A 14814-nucleotide genomic window follows, 5' to 3' on the forward strand; every position below is an offset into this window, starting at 1 on the left:
GCTCAAGTTTTTAACAATTTTTTCAATCCTTGCGCTCGCTGCGAGCGTGTTTGCGGAGAGTGCCATGAGCAACATTACGGTAAACCTGCGCTATACGGGTAAGAACGGGGCGGCAAAGAAGTTCGCCGAAGAGATGGTCTCTAGCGGGACGGTGGCGAAAATCCGCGCCGAGAAGGGAAACGTCCGCTACGAATATTTCCAGTCGCTGGACGATCCCGAGACCATCTTGCTGATTGATGCGTGGGAAAGCCAGACGGCCATCGACGCGCACCACGCTTCACCCATGATGAAGACGATTGCAAAACTCCGCGACAAGTACGACTTGAAAATGACGGTCGAGCGCTACACGCCCGACAACACCATGCCCAAGACCGACGAAAAGTTCATCAGGAAATAGCCCGATGAAATCGCTCGCGTTGTTTTCGACTTTGCTCCTGGCTCGAAAGCGAGCGCTTCGCCATCGGCACCAGCCGCGAGGAAATCGAAGAATGGCTGGAAGACGTTCTGCACCCGTAACCCATAGTTGACCGATCTAGCTTTTTTGTAATTTCCGCAATTAAAAGTGTGTTTTATTGTCGTACTTTGGTGACTTGAATAATCAAGATGTGCATGTATGTTTAATCTGCAGAATTTGTCGCTCCGTCAGAAAGTTGCGAATATGCCCTTTTTAAACGACGTGATAATTCTTAAAATTGTGCCGTGAAGTTCCTGAAAGTTCTAAAAGCGTTTGTTATTCTTGTCATATCTTTTTGCGTTACCGCGTATGCACAAAATTTGGACAAAGAATTTACACAACTTCCGGACAGCCTCCGAATAAAGATTCTAGATAAGGACGCTGTTTTCAGCGTGCAGGAAGCGCGGGATCTGTTCAATTTCCGCAGGAGTATGGGTGACACCCTGGTTCCCAAAGAAAATGCTCCCGACACGACCATTATTCCCAAAGACAGCCTGTTTGGCACCCACGTGAATCCGCTTATCGTCGGGACCGAAGTGCTCGGGCTCAACGCCTTTGTTTGGGCTTGGGATTACTGGGTCTTGGACAAGAGTTACGCACATACGGGCCCCAGCTATTGGAAGCGGAACTTCCGCGAAGGCTGGGAATGGGACCATAACCATTGGGCCATCAACTTTTACGGACACCCGTATCAGGGCTCCATGTACTACGCCACGGCCCGTGCCGGTGGCTACGGCTTTTACGGAAGCATGGCGTTTGCCGCCCTTGGGAGCTCCACCTGGGAAATGTTCTGCGAAACGGAATACCCGGCGCCGAATGACTTAATTTCTACGACAGTAGCTGGCTCCATGTTTGGCGAAGTCCTCTACAGGCTTTCCCGCGCATCGTACAACGGTTCCAAGGTGCCCTGGTACAGGCATCTGCTCGCTTTCGCCCTGGAACCCGCCGGATATGCCCAGCGCAGGGTGTTCGGCAACAGGGATTTTTACACGGGCTGGACACCAATCGAGTTGACGGTTGCCACGGGTATTGGCTCCAGGTTCGGTTCTGACTATCGGTTCGGTGGCGAAGATGCCGACGAGCTGGATGCCGAATGGAACGACCGTCACGGAATGATGGCGGTTTCCCTTGAGTATGGTCGGCCCTACATGAGGGTAAGGCGGCCGTTCGATTACTTCACTTTAAACTTCTTCGGCGAAGGCGGACTTGAAGGGGATGTGTTGCAGATGGATATCATGGGGAAACTTGTGAACAGAGGTATCCACGGGCGAGGCCATTGGCTTGATTTTTCGGTGAATCTGGATTACGATACTTTTTACGGGGACCTTGCTACGGTAAGCACGCTTTCGCTTGGCGGGGCCATGGACATAGCCCTTTGGCTGACTCCCAACTTGCGGTTCCGTGTCATGAACCAGGTTTACTGGATTATGCTTGGCTCTGCCGACATGGGCTACGATGACATTATCCAAGAATTTCACCCGGATTACAAGCCCGACATGGATAGCTACCAGTACAATTCCGGCGTGAAATACAGCCTGATGATAGAAACCCTATACAAGAGGTGGAGAATCTACAACAAGACGACGATAGATGCCATGAAGACCATCGAGGGAACGACTGCGGAATATGGCGTTTCGGGCTGGGATTTCTTGCTCCTCAACAATACCGCGGTGGAATACAGGCTGTTCTCCTGGTTGGATCTGGGCCACAGGCTTGATACCTACGTGAAAATGGCTGCCTATTCCTCGGAATATGCAGAACCCATGTCCAGGCGCATCCATGCCTTTTCGTGGTACCTGAATTTCCACCTGCTAGGGAGTTGACGCCAGCGTCACCTTGAAAAATTCCACGTTCATTTCGCGGTCGGCGAGCGGCACAATCTTGCGGTCCTTGGGAATTTCGTAATCGAACTGGTGGTCCGAAACGAAGGTCAACAGCGAAGACTGCTCAATGAGCTTTGAAATGCCCTTCACGCTGTCGTGTTTGATGAAGGTGGCGTCGGGAATCTTCTTGCGCTTGACCTGCTCCCAGAAACCAACGTTGCTGCGCTGGATGATTGTTTCTCCCTTGAGTTCCCGGAGCCGGATGGACTTGCGCTTGGCCAGCGGGTGTTTTTTCGGGAGCGCAATCGAGAGCCGCTCCTGCATATACTTTTCGGCGCGGTATTTCTTTGCGCGCGGGGCCTTGAGCGTGATGCCGATATCCGCCGAACCCTCGTTCAGCGCCTTCAGAACGCCCGCCTCGTTGTCGATAATCTTGTAGGTGACCTGTGCCCCCGGGTGCTTTTCTTGCAGTTCCTGCACCATCCGCATGGCGGGGAGGATCGCCACCGACGCGATAGAGAACGTGCGCGTACCCGCTCCCTGCGGGCTCACCTTTTCCATCATCTCGCTTTGCAAGTCCATGATGCGCTTAGCGTATTCGGCGACCGTGCGTCCCTTCTCGTTCATCTCAATGCGGTTCTTTTTGCGCTCGAAAAGTGGAGCGCCGATTTCGTCTTCCAGCTTCTTGAACGCGCGGCTCACCGCCGGCTGCGAAGTGTAGAGCTTGTCCGCAACGGCAGAAAGCGTCCCGTATTCCAGGAACCCGGCCAGCAATCGCAAGATGTAAGTCTCGACAAACATAAAAAGCCCCTTTTGGGGGAGAATATAATAAATCCGCTATGCGCCAAGTGAATAGTGGGAAGATTTTCACCAGTTTTCGTAGCGGTGGCCCGTATCGAGGGTGGCGATTTGCTTCATTTCGTCGTCTGTCAACTCGAAGTCGAAAATCGATATGTTTTCTGCGATGTGGTCAGGGTTCTTGGAGCCCGGAATGGCAATGTAGCCCGATTGCACATGCCAGCGCAACACCACCTGTGCGGCCGATTTCCCGTGAGCCTTCGCTATCTTTGCGACAACCTTGTTCCCCAAGACGTCTTCGGTGTGGCCGCGCCCGCCCAGCGGGTAATAAGATTCCACCACAGCGCCATAGCGTTTTGCGTATTCCTTGAATTTCGTGTTCTGGTAAAACACGTGGTTCTCATTTTGCACCACGGCAGGCTTGATTTCGAAATCGGCAAAAAAGCGCTTCGCCGTCTTTTCGGTGTAGTAATTCGAAATGCCGATGGAACGGATCTTCATCGCCTTCACTGCGCGTTCCATAGCCTTGTAAACCGCCTTGTCCTCGGCGTCGCTCCCGTGCTGGTGCAACAGCATCAAGTCGATATATTTGAGCCCCAGCTTTTCAAGAGAGTCGTCGATGTCTTCGTCTAAGGAGTTGCTCCACGGCACCAGTTTCGACGTCACGAACAAATCTTCGCGCTTCACAAGCCCGTCGTCAATTGCTCGGCGGATTCCCCTACCCACGGCTTCTTCGTTGTCGTAATATTTTGCCGTGTCAATCAATCGATACCCGTTCTTGATGGCGACATAGACAGCGTCTTCAGCCACCTTGCCGCGCAAAGTCCAGGTGCCAAGCCCGAGAACCGGCATGTCGAAACCCGAATTCAACTTGACCGTTGGGGCTGCCCCTTTGCTATTCTGCACGATTGAACCTCCTTTGTCCGAAACCTTCGGCACCGCCTGCGACGCTGCATCGCTCGAACACGCCATGAACAGGAAAACGAACAAGAAACTGAACCACCTCATGCCCTAAAAATAACCAAATCCCGCAACAAATCAAAATACTTATTTTGCATAAAAGATATGCTTTGAAGGCATGGGCGGGGGAAGCCTCCCCCTCGCTCACCTTCGTTGGCTCAAGGACCAGGCCGGGAAACGCTCAATAAATGGCTAAATTTCAAAAATTATTTAGTAGGAAAATTATTTTTCTGCTAAATAATTTGTTATATTAGGGGTATGGAATTCCTAGATCGTGAAGAAGAATCGAAAAGGCTGAAGGCGGAACTCTCCCGGAAGGGGGCGTCTTTTGTCGTTGTCTATGGCCGTCGCAGGTTGGGCAAGTCCACCTTGTTAAAGCGCGTCTTGAAGGAAAACGATATCTATTTTATGGCGGACCGTTCGGAAGAATCCGCCCAGCGCCGTTTCCTGGCCATGGCGATTGCAGTCCGGTATGAGGGTTTCGATTCCGTTGCTTATCCCGACTGGGAGTCGCTTTTTAGGGCCTTCAACTACAGGTGCGCGAAGGGTTCTACGCTCTGCCTGGACGAGTTCCCGTATCTTGTGAAGTCGTGCGAGATGTTGCCCTCTACGCTGCAAAAGCTGCTGGACGAAAAGTCCTTGAACTTCAACTTGGTGATTTGTGGCTCGTCGCAACAGATGATGTTCAATGTCGCCCTCGACGAAAAATCGCCATTGTATGGGCGTGCCCATGAAATTCTCCGGTTGAAGCCTATTCCGGTTTCTTACTTGCCTTCTGCGTTGAAAATTTCGGCAAAGGAGGCCGTTTCTGAATATGCCGTTTGGGGCGGAGTGCCCCGATATTGGGAATTGCGTGAACGGTATCGGAGTTTCATGTCGGCCCTGAGGGAATTGGCCCTCTCTCCCTTGGGCGTCCTTCACGACGAGCCTGTGCATATTTTGCGCGACGACATGCGCGACCTGGTGCAGGCGTCCACACTTCTAGGAATCATCGGGAACGGCGCGAACCGAATTTCGGAGATTGCGGCGCGTGCCGAAAAGAATGCGGCGACTTTGAGCGCCCCTTTAAAAAGGCTCGTGACCATGCAGCTTGTGGACCGGGAAATCCCTTTCGGTGAAAATCCTAAAAATAGCAAGCACGGCATTTACCACTTGTCCGACCCGTTCATTAATTTCTATTACCGGTTTATCAGCCCGTATCGTTCGCTGTTGGAACTGGGGCGTGTTGATTACGTGGAAGAAATCGTAAAACAGCATTTCCCTGAATTTGAAGGTTTTTGCTGGGAACGCCTTTGCCGGCAGGCTGTTAGCGGGCAGGTTGTCGGTGACGAAATGTTCAATGTGGCTTCCAGGTGGTGGGGCAATGTCGGCAAGTCAGAACGGATCGAAATCGATGTCGTTGCCGAAAGCATGGACAAGAAAACGCTACTTGTCGGGGAATGCAAATGGACGAATAGCGAAAATGCAGGGCGCCTGTTTGCTCATCTGAATGAGCAGGTCCAGAAATTGTCGTTCGTCTACAAGTATAGAAAAATCGTCCCGGTTCTTTTTTTGAAAGAAAGACCTCGCGACAAGACGGATGGAATTGTCTTTTTGCCGGAAGATGTCCTTAAAATTATTTAGTAGGAAAATTATTTTTCTGCTGAATAATTTTCGTGATGCCCGTTTTTGTAATTGGATTGCTCGCCTTTTTCTTTTTTACTCCCGGTTCGCGAAAGCCTTGATGCCGCCTTCCATGAGGGTTGCGGCAAGGTCAATCATTTGCTGGAGCGGGATTTTGCGGCCGTCTTGCACCCACTGGCGGCAAAGTACAAGAAGTCGCCCGCGCAGATTATCCTACGCTGGCATGTGCAGGAAGGCTTCTCTACGATTCCGGGGGCCCGCAACCCGGATTACATCAAGGAAAACATCGAGGTCTATAACTTCAAGCTTTCCGAAGACGACATGAAAAAGATTCGCGGCCTCGACAAGGAAAAGCGCTTCTTTACCTCGACCCTTGCCGAAATCCAGCATTTCAAGGACTGGAACCCCGGCGACTAAAGACCTTCATTGCCGCCGACCGTTTGTTCACTATGCACTACACGCATAGTGATCATAAAAATTACGCATTACGCGGCCGTCCTGAAATTATTTATATTAAAGGCAACCGGTTCAAGAAATTTTTAACAGAAAAGGCGGATTCCATGAAAAAAATCACCTTGATTCTTTTATCACTTCTTCTAGGAGTCTCTATGGCAGCAGAAAAGAAAATCCTCGTCGTTTACTATTCCCGTGCCGATGAAAACTATTCCGTCGGGAACATTTCCAAGGGCAATACTGAAATCATTGCCGAGATGATTGCGAAAAAGACGGGCGGCACGCTTTTGCACGTGGAACCCGCGAAGGAATACCCCAAGGGCTACGACGACTGCATCAACGTGGCCAAAAAGGAACTTGCGCAGGACGCACGCCCGGCCATCAAGCCGGTGAACGTGAACCCCGAAGAATTCGACGAAATTTACGTCGGCTACCCGGTGTGGTGGGGCGAAATGCCCATGCCCATGTTCACCTTCTTCGAGAAGTATAACCTGAAGGGCAAGACGATTCACCCGTTCGTGACCCACGAAGGCAGCGGCCTCTCGGGTGTTGCGCGCCTCAAGAAGGTGACCGGTGCGAACGTGACTCCCGGCCTTGCCATCTACGGACACGTGGCCCAGAACGAACGCGACAAGGCCCAGAAAGAAGTCGACAAGTGGGTGAAGTAATCGGCTAGCGCCTTATGGGCGGAACTGGCTTATTGTTTCCACTCTTCGGTGATGGCGCAGAAAAAGTTCTCGCTCCAGAGATTCAGTTTGTCGCTGTCGGCAATGAACGGCCGGACATCCCTTTTCGCCTCCTCGAAATCGACGGAGTGGAAACGTTCCTTTAGTAGATCCTTGAGTCCATCAAAAGTCAAGGTGTCCGCACTTTTCCAGTGCCCAGTCTGTTCCATTCTCTTTTGCAGGTGCGGCAAGTTTACGCCCGTGTTCTGCGAGATATACCATACAAAGTCGTAGAAATCGCGACCCTTGACCCTGCTTTTCCATCCGCGACAAAGTAACGCGTGGAGTTTGCCCGCAAAAAGCGAGGGCTTGTCGTAGAGTCGGACCATGAACGGCGATGGCAGCAGCCGATACTTGCTTTCGTAGGTGGCTGACTCTGGTGGATTCGTGTCCACCTCGAATTTGATTTTCAGGATTTCGTTCCCGGGAACGGGCAAGGGGGAGTGCTTTGCGGGAACAATTTTAAGCAAGTGCTTGAGCGTGTTGCCCTTGAGAAAGGCCGACTGCACCGGAGATCCGTGCGGCTTGCTTTTCGCTTCGACAGACATCTCCAGGCCGACAGAGTAGAGCTCTTCTTCAAGCACGCCAAAATAACGTGAAAGCTCGAAACCTTCGTCTGGCTTGATCAACGAAAAGTCCAGGTCCTCCGAAAAACGGTCCAGCCCATAGAATATGCGGAGCGCTGTGCCGCCATAGAAGGCGGCCTTGTCGAAGAACCCTCCACGTGAAAGTCCGCACAGGGCGACTTCCTGCGAAATTTCCTTGAGGGCGTTTCTGTAGTCCGAAACGTTTTTGCAATTATATTTCGCAAGCATTGAATCAAGTACGTGAGCCATGCCTACCTCATCTTGGATAGAATTTGTAGATTCTTCTTTCTGTACAAGGGGGCGACCTTTTCGATGAAGTCGAAATCTAGGTTCCGTAAATCACCGACTTCGATGCGCAAGTTTTCGAACAGGAACGTTTCCATGGCGCGCTTGCCTGCAATCGGGTGCTCCTTGTAGAGCTTGTCGCAAAGGGCCTTTTCACAGGTGGCCATTGCGTAGGGCCTGTCTTCTGCGTTTTCGATGTTGACTCCGTGCGGAAAGACGTCGGGCGGGACATCGGAATACGAAAACTCGCCGAAGGGCGTCTTGTACAGTTTGGTCTTGTTCTTCTTGAACGATGCGGAAGTAAAGAGATGTACGGCTTCGGGAATGAGCCCGTGCCTTGAAAGGGCATAATCGAAGGAAAGATACGATGGGCCGTAAATCGCCCCTGCAAGGGCTTCGCCCGGGGTGTTCTTGTCGGTCTCGTACAGCCCGCGGATAACTTGCGTTATTTCGCCGCGCAGGGTCATTTGACGCAACTTCATTTGGGGCTGCCTGTATTTTTGACCAAGGTCTGAAAGAATTTCTGATACGGTTCTTATCACGATTTCCTCCAATAACTATAAAAATAATATATTAACTGGAGAAAATCAAGTGATTTTTTGAAAAATACGTTTTTTATGTCTTATACTGAAAAAAGTTGACACTACTCAAAAAAGCAGGAGTAGTGCCAATGAAGACAAAACAGGTAATAAAGAGAGTCGCGGAATACGACCAGTTCGGATATCCCCGATGGACTAGCGTTACCAGCGAAAAGCGCATCTTCGACGACGAAGACAAAATGGCGGTTGTCGCCGAATACCAGGCGGGAAAGATGACTGCGGCACAAATCGTCGAGAAGCACCACCTAAGTAGCAGGCAGGTCCTATTCAACTGGATGGACCGCTACCTGCGCGAAGAATCGCTATCTTTGGGGACAAGCGAGGCTGAAGACATGGCCAAGGACCCCGAAGAAAGGATACGCGAGCTTGAACTCGAGAACCGTCGCCTGCAGAAGGCGCTGGATACCGAGACGCTGCGCGCGAAGGCCTTCGACACCATGATAGAGCTTGCCGAGAGCAAGTTCAACATACCCATCAGAAAAAAATCTGGCACCAAACGGTAGCCCTGCTACGCAGGAGGCTCCCAGGCACATCCCTGGAAGCCCTCTGCGGGCTGTTTGGTTATAGCAGGCAGGCGTTCTACAAGCGAAGCGACAATGACTTCGCGGGCGACGCGATGGAGTGCGTGGTCCTGGACGCGGCACGCCGTTACCGCAAGGACAACCCCGGACTTGGCTGCGCGAAACTGCACAGGATCATCTCGGCCAGCATGGGGGCTCCGGACATGATGGGCCGGGACTCGTTCGTGGAGCTGCTCCGGGAAAACGACCTCATGGTGCGACTGAAGCGGCGCAGGCGCTACAGGACGACGAACTCGGAACACAACTACAGGAAGTACCCGAACCTGATCGCAGGCGTAGTCCCGAACCGTCCGAACCAGATATGGGTCGCGGACATCACCTACGTGGAAACCGACGAGGGCGTGTGCTACCTGTCACTGGTGACGGACGCCTACTCGCACAAGATCGTTGGCTGGGCGCTTGGCCCGACGCTGGAAACACGCTATCCGCTAAAGGCGCTGCTCATGGCGCTGGGCACGATCCCGCTCGAACACGCCCACGCCCTGATACACCACTCCGACAGGGGCAGCCAATACTGCAGCCACGAATATGTGGGAGTGCTCAAGAAGCTCAACATAGGCATCAGCATGACACAAAGCGGCGATCCGCTGGAGAACGCCGTCGCGGAACGCGCAAACGGCATCCTGAAAACTGAATGGCTGTACAAGATGAAGTTCGCAACACGCAAGGAGTGCCAGGCCGAACTCGAGAGAATAATCCCGTTCTACAACGGTGAACGGCCCCACATGAGCATCGGGATGCAGACTCCTAACGAAGCGCACGGTCAAGAGGGACCGCAAAAAAGGTGCTGGAAGACGCCCCGCGAACGTCGCGAGGCAGGCAAAAAGATATCTTTGGATGGAGAAGGCCCAGTCGGCAGTGACAACCAAGTCGGTTGAACTGTCAACCGGGATCGATATACCGGGGAAAAGGTGTAAACCAAGTCAGAGAAACTGTCAACCCGGTCAGTAAAATCACCTAAGAAGTGTCAACCTTTTTCAGTGATGGTCATTATGCTTCTCTTATGACATACAGACGTATTTGGGGTGGATGATGGTTGAAACGATTTTTCACTATGCGTTTCGCGCATACTGAGCATGAAAAAATGGTATTTTGCGGGGTTTGCGCATTTATTTATATTAAAGGTGTAGATAAAAAAGGAACAAACCATGAAACTAGGGACGATTATGACGATGCTTGGTATGGGTGCGGTGCTTGCCGCATGTGACTGCTGCCCGCAGGGCGAGGCGAAGGCACTTTCGCAGGACAAGGAACTGCGTGCCGTGATGGACAATTTCACGCAGAACGAGGTTCCGGCGGCGACCCCGCTTGTGGAAAAGCGCGAGGTAGAGTTGATTCGCCTGGTGTCGCTTGTGACGCAGCAGTCGGGCGCTCTTTTGCAAGAAGAAGTGGCGACGGCGCTTGCGCAGGGGCTTGCTTCCGAAGAGATTCTCGAGGCGATTTACCAGTGCGCCCCCTACACCGGGTTCCCGCGGACAGTGGATGCGGTGGAAATTGCCCGCAGCGTGTTCAAGGCGAAGAACATGAAGGTGAATGAAAATCGTGGGACGGTGACGGCACAGTCCCGCCTGGAGGCGGGTGCCGACACGCAGGGAACGCTGTTCGGCCAGAGTTTCCGCGACATGGCGAAGAACGGCAAGAGCGGTATGCCGACCATCAACTACTTCCTTGCGAGCAACTGCTTTGGCGATTACTACACCCGCAAGGGGCTCGACCTGAATACCCGCGAACTCTTGACGATGGCGATTCTCGTGAACCTGGGAACGGAGCCGCAGCTCAAGGCGCATATCGGCGCGAACCTGAAGATTCGCACTGCCGAATACGTGGAACAGGCGATTTTCAACTGCCTGCCGTATTGCGGTTACCCGCGCACGCTGAACGCGTTGCGACTGCTCAAGGAAGCGGTGGCTGAGGCTGAGGCAGCAAACGCGACGGCTGGTGCTGTAAACGCGTCGGGTGCAAAAAGTATGCCGGGAAAGGACTGGAGTGTGTTCCCGGTGGGCAAGCCGAACGACGCCTACGCCAAGTATTTCGTGGGCAAGAGCTATCTCGACATGATCAGCAAGGAACAGGTGGGTGTCGGAAACGTGACTTTTGAACCGGCATGCCGCAACAACTGGCATATCCATCATGCAAAGAAGGGCGGTGGCCAGATTCTCATCGCGACGGCGGGCCGCGGCTACTACCAGGAATGGGGCAAGCCGGCGGTGGAACTGAAGCCCGGCGACGTGGTGAACATTCCGGCTGGCGTCAAGCATTGGCACGGGGCGGCTCCGGATTCCTGGTTCCAGCATTTGGCGATTGAAGTTCCCGGCGAAGGAACGAGCAACGAATGGCTCGAGCCCGTGAGCGACGAAGACTACGGGAAGTTGAAATAATGTTTGACAGAATTCTCGCTTGCGCATTTATTGGCCTTATGACGGCAGGAACTTTTGCGGCGGCACCTGCGCCCGATGGCTTCGTGCTTATCAAGGGCGGGACCTTCGACATGGGAAGCCCCGCAAACGAGGACTGGCGTGTCAACGACGAGACGCTGCACAAGGTGAAAGTCTCCGATTTTTACCTGGGCAAATACGAGGTGACGCAAAAGCTTTACCGCGAAGTGACGGGCGAAAATCCCTCCAGTTTCAGGGGTGACGACTTGCCCGTTGAAAACATCACGTGGCTCGAAGCGGTTCGTTTTTGCAACAAGTTAAGCGAACGCTACGGACGCACTCCCGTTTACGCCATCGAAGGCGATGCGGTCAGCTGGAACCGCGAGGCGAACGGCTACAGGCTCCCCACCGAAGCGGAATGGGAATACGCGGCCCGAGGCGGCACAACCTCGCCATTCTACACAAAGAAGGCTCCCGGTGCCGACGACGTGAATTTTTACGGGCATTATCCGTATCAAATCGAGCAGAACTATTTCAACGACGAGGTTCTGGAAACACGCCCCGGCGTTTACCGCGGGAACACGCTTCCCGTGGGTAAATTCAAGCCCAATCCCTTCGGGCTTTATGACATTTACGGGAACGTGGGCGAATGGTGCTTTGACTTTTACGGCGATTACGGAGTTTCTGCGGGCTCGGCAAGCGTGGCGGTCGATCCGGCGGGCAAGCCTTCGGGCACAAGGCGCGTACATCGCGGTGGCGGCTGGAACGATTTCGGCAAGAACCTCCGCAGCGCCTATCGCGGGGCCATGCAGCAGTCCAGCAAGAGTTACAATGTGGGGCTCAGGCTCGCCATGAATGCGGGTGCAGGCGTCAAGGGAACATTTGTGACCCAGGAAACGGCGGGCTTTAAGGGTGAAAAAGCACAAGCGGCGACGAACCCGAAAGGCACTTCCCGCGCGCTGATTGTTTTCTATTCCTGGAGCGGGAATACCCGCGGGGTCGCCCGCGAAATCAAGAAGCAGACCGGTTTCGACATGGTGGAACTTGAACTGGTGAAACCCTATTCCGACGACTACAACACCGTCTTGAGGCAGGCGCAGAACGATCAGCACAAACAGGCGCGCCCTGCCCTCAAGAAAAAGCCCGACGCAAAGAAGTGGGCCGATTACGAAACGATTATCATCGGTTACCCCAACTGGTGGGCGAGTATCCCGATGCCTATCGCGACTTTGCTCGAAAGTTACGACTTTGCGGGCAAGCGGATTCTGCCGTTCTGTTCCCACGGCGGCGGGCGCTTTGGCCAGAGCATCACTGCGATTGCGAAACTTGCGCCCAACGCAAAAATCGGCGAAGGCCTTTCGGTGCATTACTCCGGCGGTTCGAGTCTCTCAAAAGATGTGGCCAAGTGGCTTGAGAAAAACGGCGTGAAGACGAAATAATGTATATTCCTTGATATGCCTATTTCCGCCAAAATCCGTATGATGCTTGATATCGCGATGACGGTCGCGACGCTCGTGCTGATGGGCGGCAATTATTTTTTTGAATCGACTGCCGTTCACGAGATTCTGGGCGTGGTGCTGCTTGTTCTGTGGGCGGTGCACATCACGCTGAACAGGCGGTTTTTCCTTTCGCTGTTCAAGGGCCGCTACAACGTATTCCGCATCTTGCAGGCGGTCGTGAATTGCGGAATCCTTTTGTGCGCGATTTTCCTGATGGTGAGCGGAATCATGCTTTCGAACCACGTGTTCGCCTGGCTCGGGATTGAATCGGGCGCAAACTTCGCCCGCACGGCACACCTGCTTGCAAGCCACTGGTATTACGTGTTCATGTCGCTCCATATCGGGCTGCATTTGAGCCTGATTGCAAACCGCTTGGGACTTGCGGGCGCTTTCAAGTCAAAGGCGGCGCTTGTCGCAACTCGTATGGTTGCCGCTCTCGTGGCGGGCTACGGAATTTACGCTTTCGCCATTCGCGGACTTTGGAAATACATGTTCCTGCAGCAGCCGTTTTTCTTCTTTGATGCGGAACGCGGCTACGCCCTCTTTTTCGTGGACTATATCGCCATCGTCGTGCTGTTTGCTGTCGCGGTGCATCTTTTTAATGCAATAATTTCAACCCGACAATCCCGGATAAGATAAGCAAAACGCAAATGGCTTTCGGGATAGAGAAATGCTCCTGAAATAGATAAACGCCCAGGGCGAACGTTCCCACCGTGCCTAGTCCTGTCCATATCGCATAGGCGGTGCCGAGCGGCAGTTTCTTTACGGCAAGCGACAAGAATACGGCGCTCAAAAGGAAACCGATTACCGTGATGACAGAAGGGACTGTTTTGGAAAAGCCCTCCGAGTATTTCATGGCGCAGGCCCAAACCACTTCGAGAACGCCCGCCACGGCAAGCATAAACCATTCCATTTCTTTACCTCCAGGAATCTTTATCTTCAAAGACCTAACGATAAAGAATGCGTGTTTCCCTGTTACCCGGTGGCAGCAGGGCGCGGTTCAAATTATGGAACAAAGATAGTTATTCCGCAAAAAAAATTCTATCTTATTCAGCGATGAGGTCCGTTAAACAAAATGTTTCTTCGATGATTGCGGTCGCGTTGTTCGCGATTCTTTCTGCCGTTGTCGAAGGTTCTTTTGTTTACGATTACGGCACCGAAATAGGGCGGGCTTCGGAATATGGCAAGGTCACCGCCGACAATGTGCATGCCGAAAGTCCGCTGTTCCTGTTGCGGGAATCGACTGCCGAGGCCATGCAGTTTACACGCAGATCGGGCCAGCAGGTGTCCTTGCGTGCATCGCGCGGCAACGGCCTTCAAGGGGACGGCGGACGCAGTTCGGTAACGTTCAAGCAGGCTACTCCATTTCCGACTAGGATCGCGCGGCCAACTGTTTGCGCCCAATGCGGCTTCCCTTTGCCGCTAGTTTATCAGAAATCAAAAGAGTATTACGTTTATACGCTAGAGCGAATGCTCTGTTAGCAAGTTCTTTCTCCGAACACTCTGTCACAGGTAAATTGCCGCGGCCCCAACCGGGGTGCGCGATTACATTCATTTAAAAAAAAGAGAAAGAACATGGAAAACATTTCTAAAATGATGATGGCAAGAGCTGTCTTCAACAAACCCTATATCAAGACCGAAAAGAAGTTTTTCGGTTTCAAAACCAAAGTCACCTACACTAAGACGAATTCGCCCGTTGTGGGAACTTGCCTGGACTACAGCCCCACGGAGGGCCAAAAGGTCAAGGAAATTATCGAGGCTTCTCCAAGCGCCTTGGACGCGGTCGTTCAAAAAAATGGTCATCCGAAAACAGGCGACAACGGGAACTTCCGCCTGAATCTCTGCTATTCGCAGGACCGCGAATTTGCGGCACTACATCTGCAGCAGTTCTCGGGATTCGAGTACCATACCGTAGGTGAAATCCGTTTTGCCGAAGGTGAAGAAGCGCATAAACTTCTCGCCGTTTTCGTGAAATAAACGGACATATCGTCAAAAGGCTCCCTCGGAAACGGGGGGGGGGCCTCGTTGACACCGCGTTAGGGGCCGGGGGAC

General features: G+C 52.8%; 17 protein-coding genes. 12 read left to right on the top strand and 5 right to left on the bottom strand.

The genetic code is table 11. The features are described 5' to 3' along the window. The first annotated feature begins 64 nt into the window (after nt 1–64). On the top strand, nt 65–397 hold the full coding sequence (locus tag B7988_RS09980) for a putative quinol monooxygenase (protein WP_088657844.1): 333 nt from the start codon (nt 65–67) through the stop codon (nt 395–397). Nucleotides 398–885: 488 nt separating this feature from the next. Continuing rightward, nucleotides 886–2277 (top strand): DUF3943 domain-containing protein, encoded by a 1392-nt coding sequence (locus tag B7988_RS09985; protein ID WP_141225629.1) that lies wholly within the window; start codon nt 886–888, stop codon nt 2275–2277. Here the strand turns inward: B7988_RS09985 and B7988_RS09990 are convergent. Both B7988_RS09990 and B7988_RS09995 read right to left on the bottom strand, forming a co-directional pair. Further along, entirely contained in the window at nt 2266–3078 is an 813-nt protein-coding gene (locus B7988_RS09990) for a LysR family transcriptional regulator (RefSeq protein ID WP_088657785.1), read from the bottom strand. The genes B7988_RS09985 and B7988_RS09990 overlap by 12 nt on opposite strands. Before the next feature lie 66 nt (nt 3079–3144). Next, on the bottom strand, nt 3145–4083 hold the full coding sequence (locus B7988_RS09995) for an aldo/keto reductase (protein WP_249268949.1): 939 nt from the start codon (nt 4081–4083) through the stop codon (nt 3145–3147). Nucleotides 4084–4293: 210 nt separating this feature from the next. On the opposite strand from B7988_RS09995, the gene B7988_RS10000 reads away from it, so the two are divergent. The 3 genes from B7988_RS10000 (at nt 4294) to B7988_RS10010 (ending at nt 6779) form a co-directional block, all read left to right on the top strand. Next, nucleotides 4294–5658, top strand: a complete 1365-nt coding sequence (locus tag B7988_RS10000; RefSeq protein WP_088657786.1) for an ATP-binding protein — start codon at nt 4294–4296, stop codon at nt 5656–5658. 51 nt (nt 5659–5709) lie between these two features. Continuing rightward, nucleotides 5710–6075 carry an aldo/keto reductase gene (locus B7988_RS10005; protein ID WP_088657787.1) on the top strand — a complete coding sequence of 122 codons (366 nt, stop codon included), beginning with the start codon at nt 5710–5712 and terminating at the stop codon, nt 6073–6075. A gap of 191 nt (nt 6076–6266) precedes the next feature. Next, nucleotides 6267–6779: a flavodoxin gene (locus tag B7988_RS10010; protein ID WP_088637357.1), complete on the top strand. Its 513-nt coding sequence runs from the start codon at nt 6267–6269 to the stop codon at nt 6777–6779. A gap of 29 nt (nt 6780–6808) precedes the next feature. Here B7988_RS10010 and B7988_RS10015 read toward each other — a convergent pair whose 3' ends face one another. Both B7988_RS10015 and B7988_RS10020 read right to left on the bottom strand, forming a co-directional pair. After that, nucleotides 6809–7672 (bottom strand): nucleotidyl transferase AbiEii/AbiGii toxin family protein, encoded by an 864-nt coding sequence (locus B7988_RS10015; RefSeq protein ID WP_088657788.1) that lies wholly within the window; start codon nt 7670–7672, stop codon nt 6809–6811. 2 nt (nt 7673–7674) lie between these two features. Further along, a complete protein-coding gene (locus B7988_RS10020) occupies nt 7675–8190 on the bottom strand; it encodes a hypothetical protein (RefSeq protein ID WP_249268950.1) in 516 nt (171 codons plus the stop codon). 188 nt (nt 8191–8378) lie between these two features. On the opposite strand from B7988_RS10020, the gene B7988_RS10025 reads away from it, so the two are divergent. The 5 genes from B7988_RS10025 (at nt 8379) to B7988_RS10045 (ending at nt 13401) form a co-directional block, all read left to right on the top strand. Further along, nucleotides 8379–8810, top strand: a complete 432-nt coding sequence (locus tag B7988_RS10025; RefSeq protein WP_088657318.1) for a transposase — start codon at nt 8379–8381, stop codon at nt 8808–8810. A 32-nt stretch (nt 8811–8842) separates the two neighbouring features. After that, nucleotides 8843–9766 carry an IS3 family transposase gene (locus B7988_RS10030; protein ID WP_249268959.1) on the top strand — a complete coding sequence of 308 codons (924 nt, stop codon included), beginning with the start codon at nt 8843–8845 and terminating at the stop codon, nt 9764–9766. 288 nt (nt 9767–10054) lie between these two features. Further along, complete coding sequence (locus tag B7988_RS10035; protein ID WP_249268951.1) at nt 10055–11266, top strand: carboxymuconolactone decarboxylase family protein; 1212 nt, start codon at nt 10055–10057, stop codon at nt 11264–11266. Next, nucleotides 11266–12702 (top strand): flavodoxin, encoded by a 1437-nt coding sequence (locus tag B7988_RS10040; protein WP_088657791.1) that lies wholly within the window; start codon nt 11266–11268, stop codon nt 12700–12702. The genes B7988_RS10035 and B7988_RS10040 overlap by 1 nt, the downstream gene beginning before the upstream one ends. Before the next feature lie 15 nt (nt 12703–12717). Next, nucleotides 12718–13401, top strand: a complete 684-nt coding sequence (locus B7988_RS10045) for a DUF4405 domain-containing protein (RefSeq protein WP_088657792.1) — start codon at nt 12718–12720, stop codon at nt 13399–13401. Here B7988_RS10045 and B7988_RS10050 read toward each other — a convergent pair. Next, nucleotides 13361–13675, bottom strand: coding sequence for a multidrug efflux SMR transporter (locus B7988_RS10050; RefSeq protein ID WP_073318870.1), 315 nt, complete (start codon nt 13673–13675; stop codon nt 13361–13363). The two genes, B7988_RS10045 and B7988_RS10050, sit on opposite strands and share 41 nt — an antisense overlap. A gap of 143 nt (nt 13676–13818) precedes the next feature. Here B7988_RS10050 and B7988_RS10055 point away from each other — a divergent pair, with 143 nt between their 5' ends. Both B7988_RS10055 and B7988_RS10060 read left to right on the top strand, forming a co-directional pair. Next, nucleotides 13819–14244: a hypothetical protein gene (locus B7988_RS10055; protein WP_141225631.1), complete on the top strand. Its 426-nt coding sequence runs from the start codon at nt 13819–13821 to the stop codon at nt 14242–14244. A gap of 93 nt (nt 14245–14337) precedes the next feature. Next, complete coding sequence (locus B7988_RS10060; protein WP_088657794.1) at nt 14338–14739, top strand: hypothetical protein; 402 nt, start codon at nt 14338–14340, stop codon at nt 14737–14739. Nucleotides 14740–14814 lie beyond the last annotated feature (75 nt).

Source organism: Fibrobacter sp. UWB1, from assembly GCF_002210325.1.
In the GTDB taxonomy this organism is placed as follows: domain Bacteria; phylum Fibrobacterota; class Fibrobacteria; order Fibrobacterales; family Fibrobacteraceae; genus Fibrobacter.

Bases quoted from the DNA above. Each gene is read 5' to 3' on its own strand.
- B7988_RS10010 (WP_088637357.1), top strand. From the start codon at position 6,267: ATGGCAGCAGAAAAGAAAATCCTCGTCGTTTACTATTCCCGTGCCGAT.
- B7988_RS10050 (WP_073318870.1), bottom strand. From the start codon at position 13,675: ATGGAATGGTTTATGCTTGCCGTGGCGGGCGTTCTCGAAGTGGTTTGG.
- B7988_RS10055 (WP_141225631.1), top strand. From the start codon at position 13,819: ATGAGGTCCGTTAAACAAAATGTTTCTTCGATGATTGCGGTCGCGTTG.
- B7988_RS09990 (WP_088657785.1), bottom strand. From the start codon at position 3,078: ATGTTTGTCGAGACTTACATCTTGCGATTGCTGGCCGGGTTCCTGGAA.
- B7988_RS10020 (WP_249268950.1), bottom strand. From the start codon at position 8,190: ATGAAGTTGCGTCAAATGACCCTGCGCGGCGAAATAACGCAAGTTATC.
- B7988_RS10035 (WP_249268951.1), top strand. From the start codon at position 10,055: ATGACGATGCTTGGTATGGGTGCGGTGCTTGCCGCATGTGACTGCTGC.
- B7988_RS09980 (WP_088657844.1), top strand. From the start codon at position 65: ATGAGCAACATTACGGTAAACCTGCGCTATACGGGTAAGAACGGGGCG.
- B7988_RS10060 (WP_088657794.1), top strand. From the start codon at position 14,338: ATGGAAAACATTTCTAAAATGATGATGGCAAGAGCTGTCTTCAACAAA.
- B7988_RS09985 (WP_141225629.1), top strand. From the start codon at position 886: ATGGGTGACACCCTGGTTCCCAAAGAAAATGCTCCCGACACGACCATT.
- B7988_RS10040 (WP_088657791.1), top strand. From the start codon at position 11,266: ATGTTTGACAGAATTCTCGCTTGCGCATTTATTGGCCTTATGACGGCA.
- B7988_RS10000 (WP_088657786.1), top strand. From the start codon at position 4,294: ATGGAATTCCTAGATCGTGAAGAAGAATCGAAAAGGCTGAAGGCGGAA.
- B7988_RS10015 (WP_088657788.1), bottom strand. From the start codon at position 7,672: ATGGCTCACGTACTTGATTCAATGCTTGCGAAATATAATTGCAAAAAC.
- B7988_RS10025 (WP_088657318.1), top strand. From the start codon at position 8,379: ATGAAGACAAAACAGGTAATAAAGAGAGTCGCGGAATACGACCAGTTC.
- B7988_RS10045 (WP_088657792.1), top strand. From the start codon at position 12,718: ATGCCTATTTCCGCCAAAATCCGTATGATGCTTGATATCGCGATGACG.
- B7988_RS09995 (WP_249268949.1), bottom strand. From the start codon at position 4,083: ATGAGGTGGTTCAGTTTCTTGTTCGTTTTCCTGTTCATGGCGTGTTCG.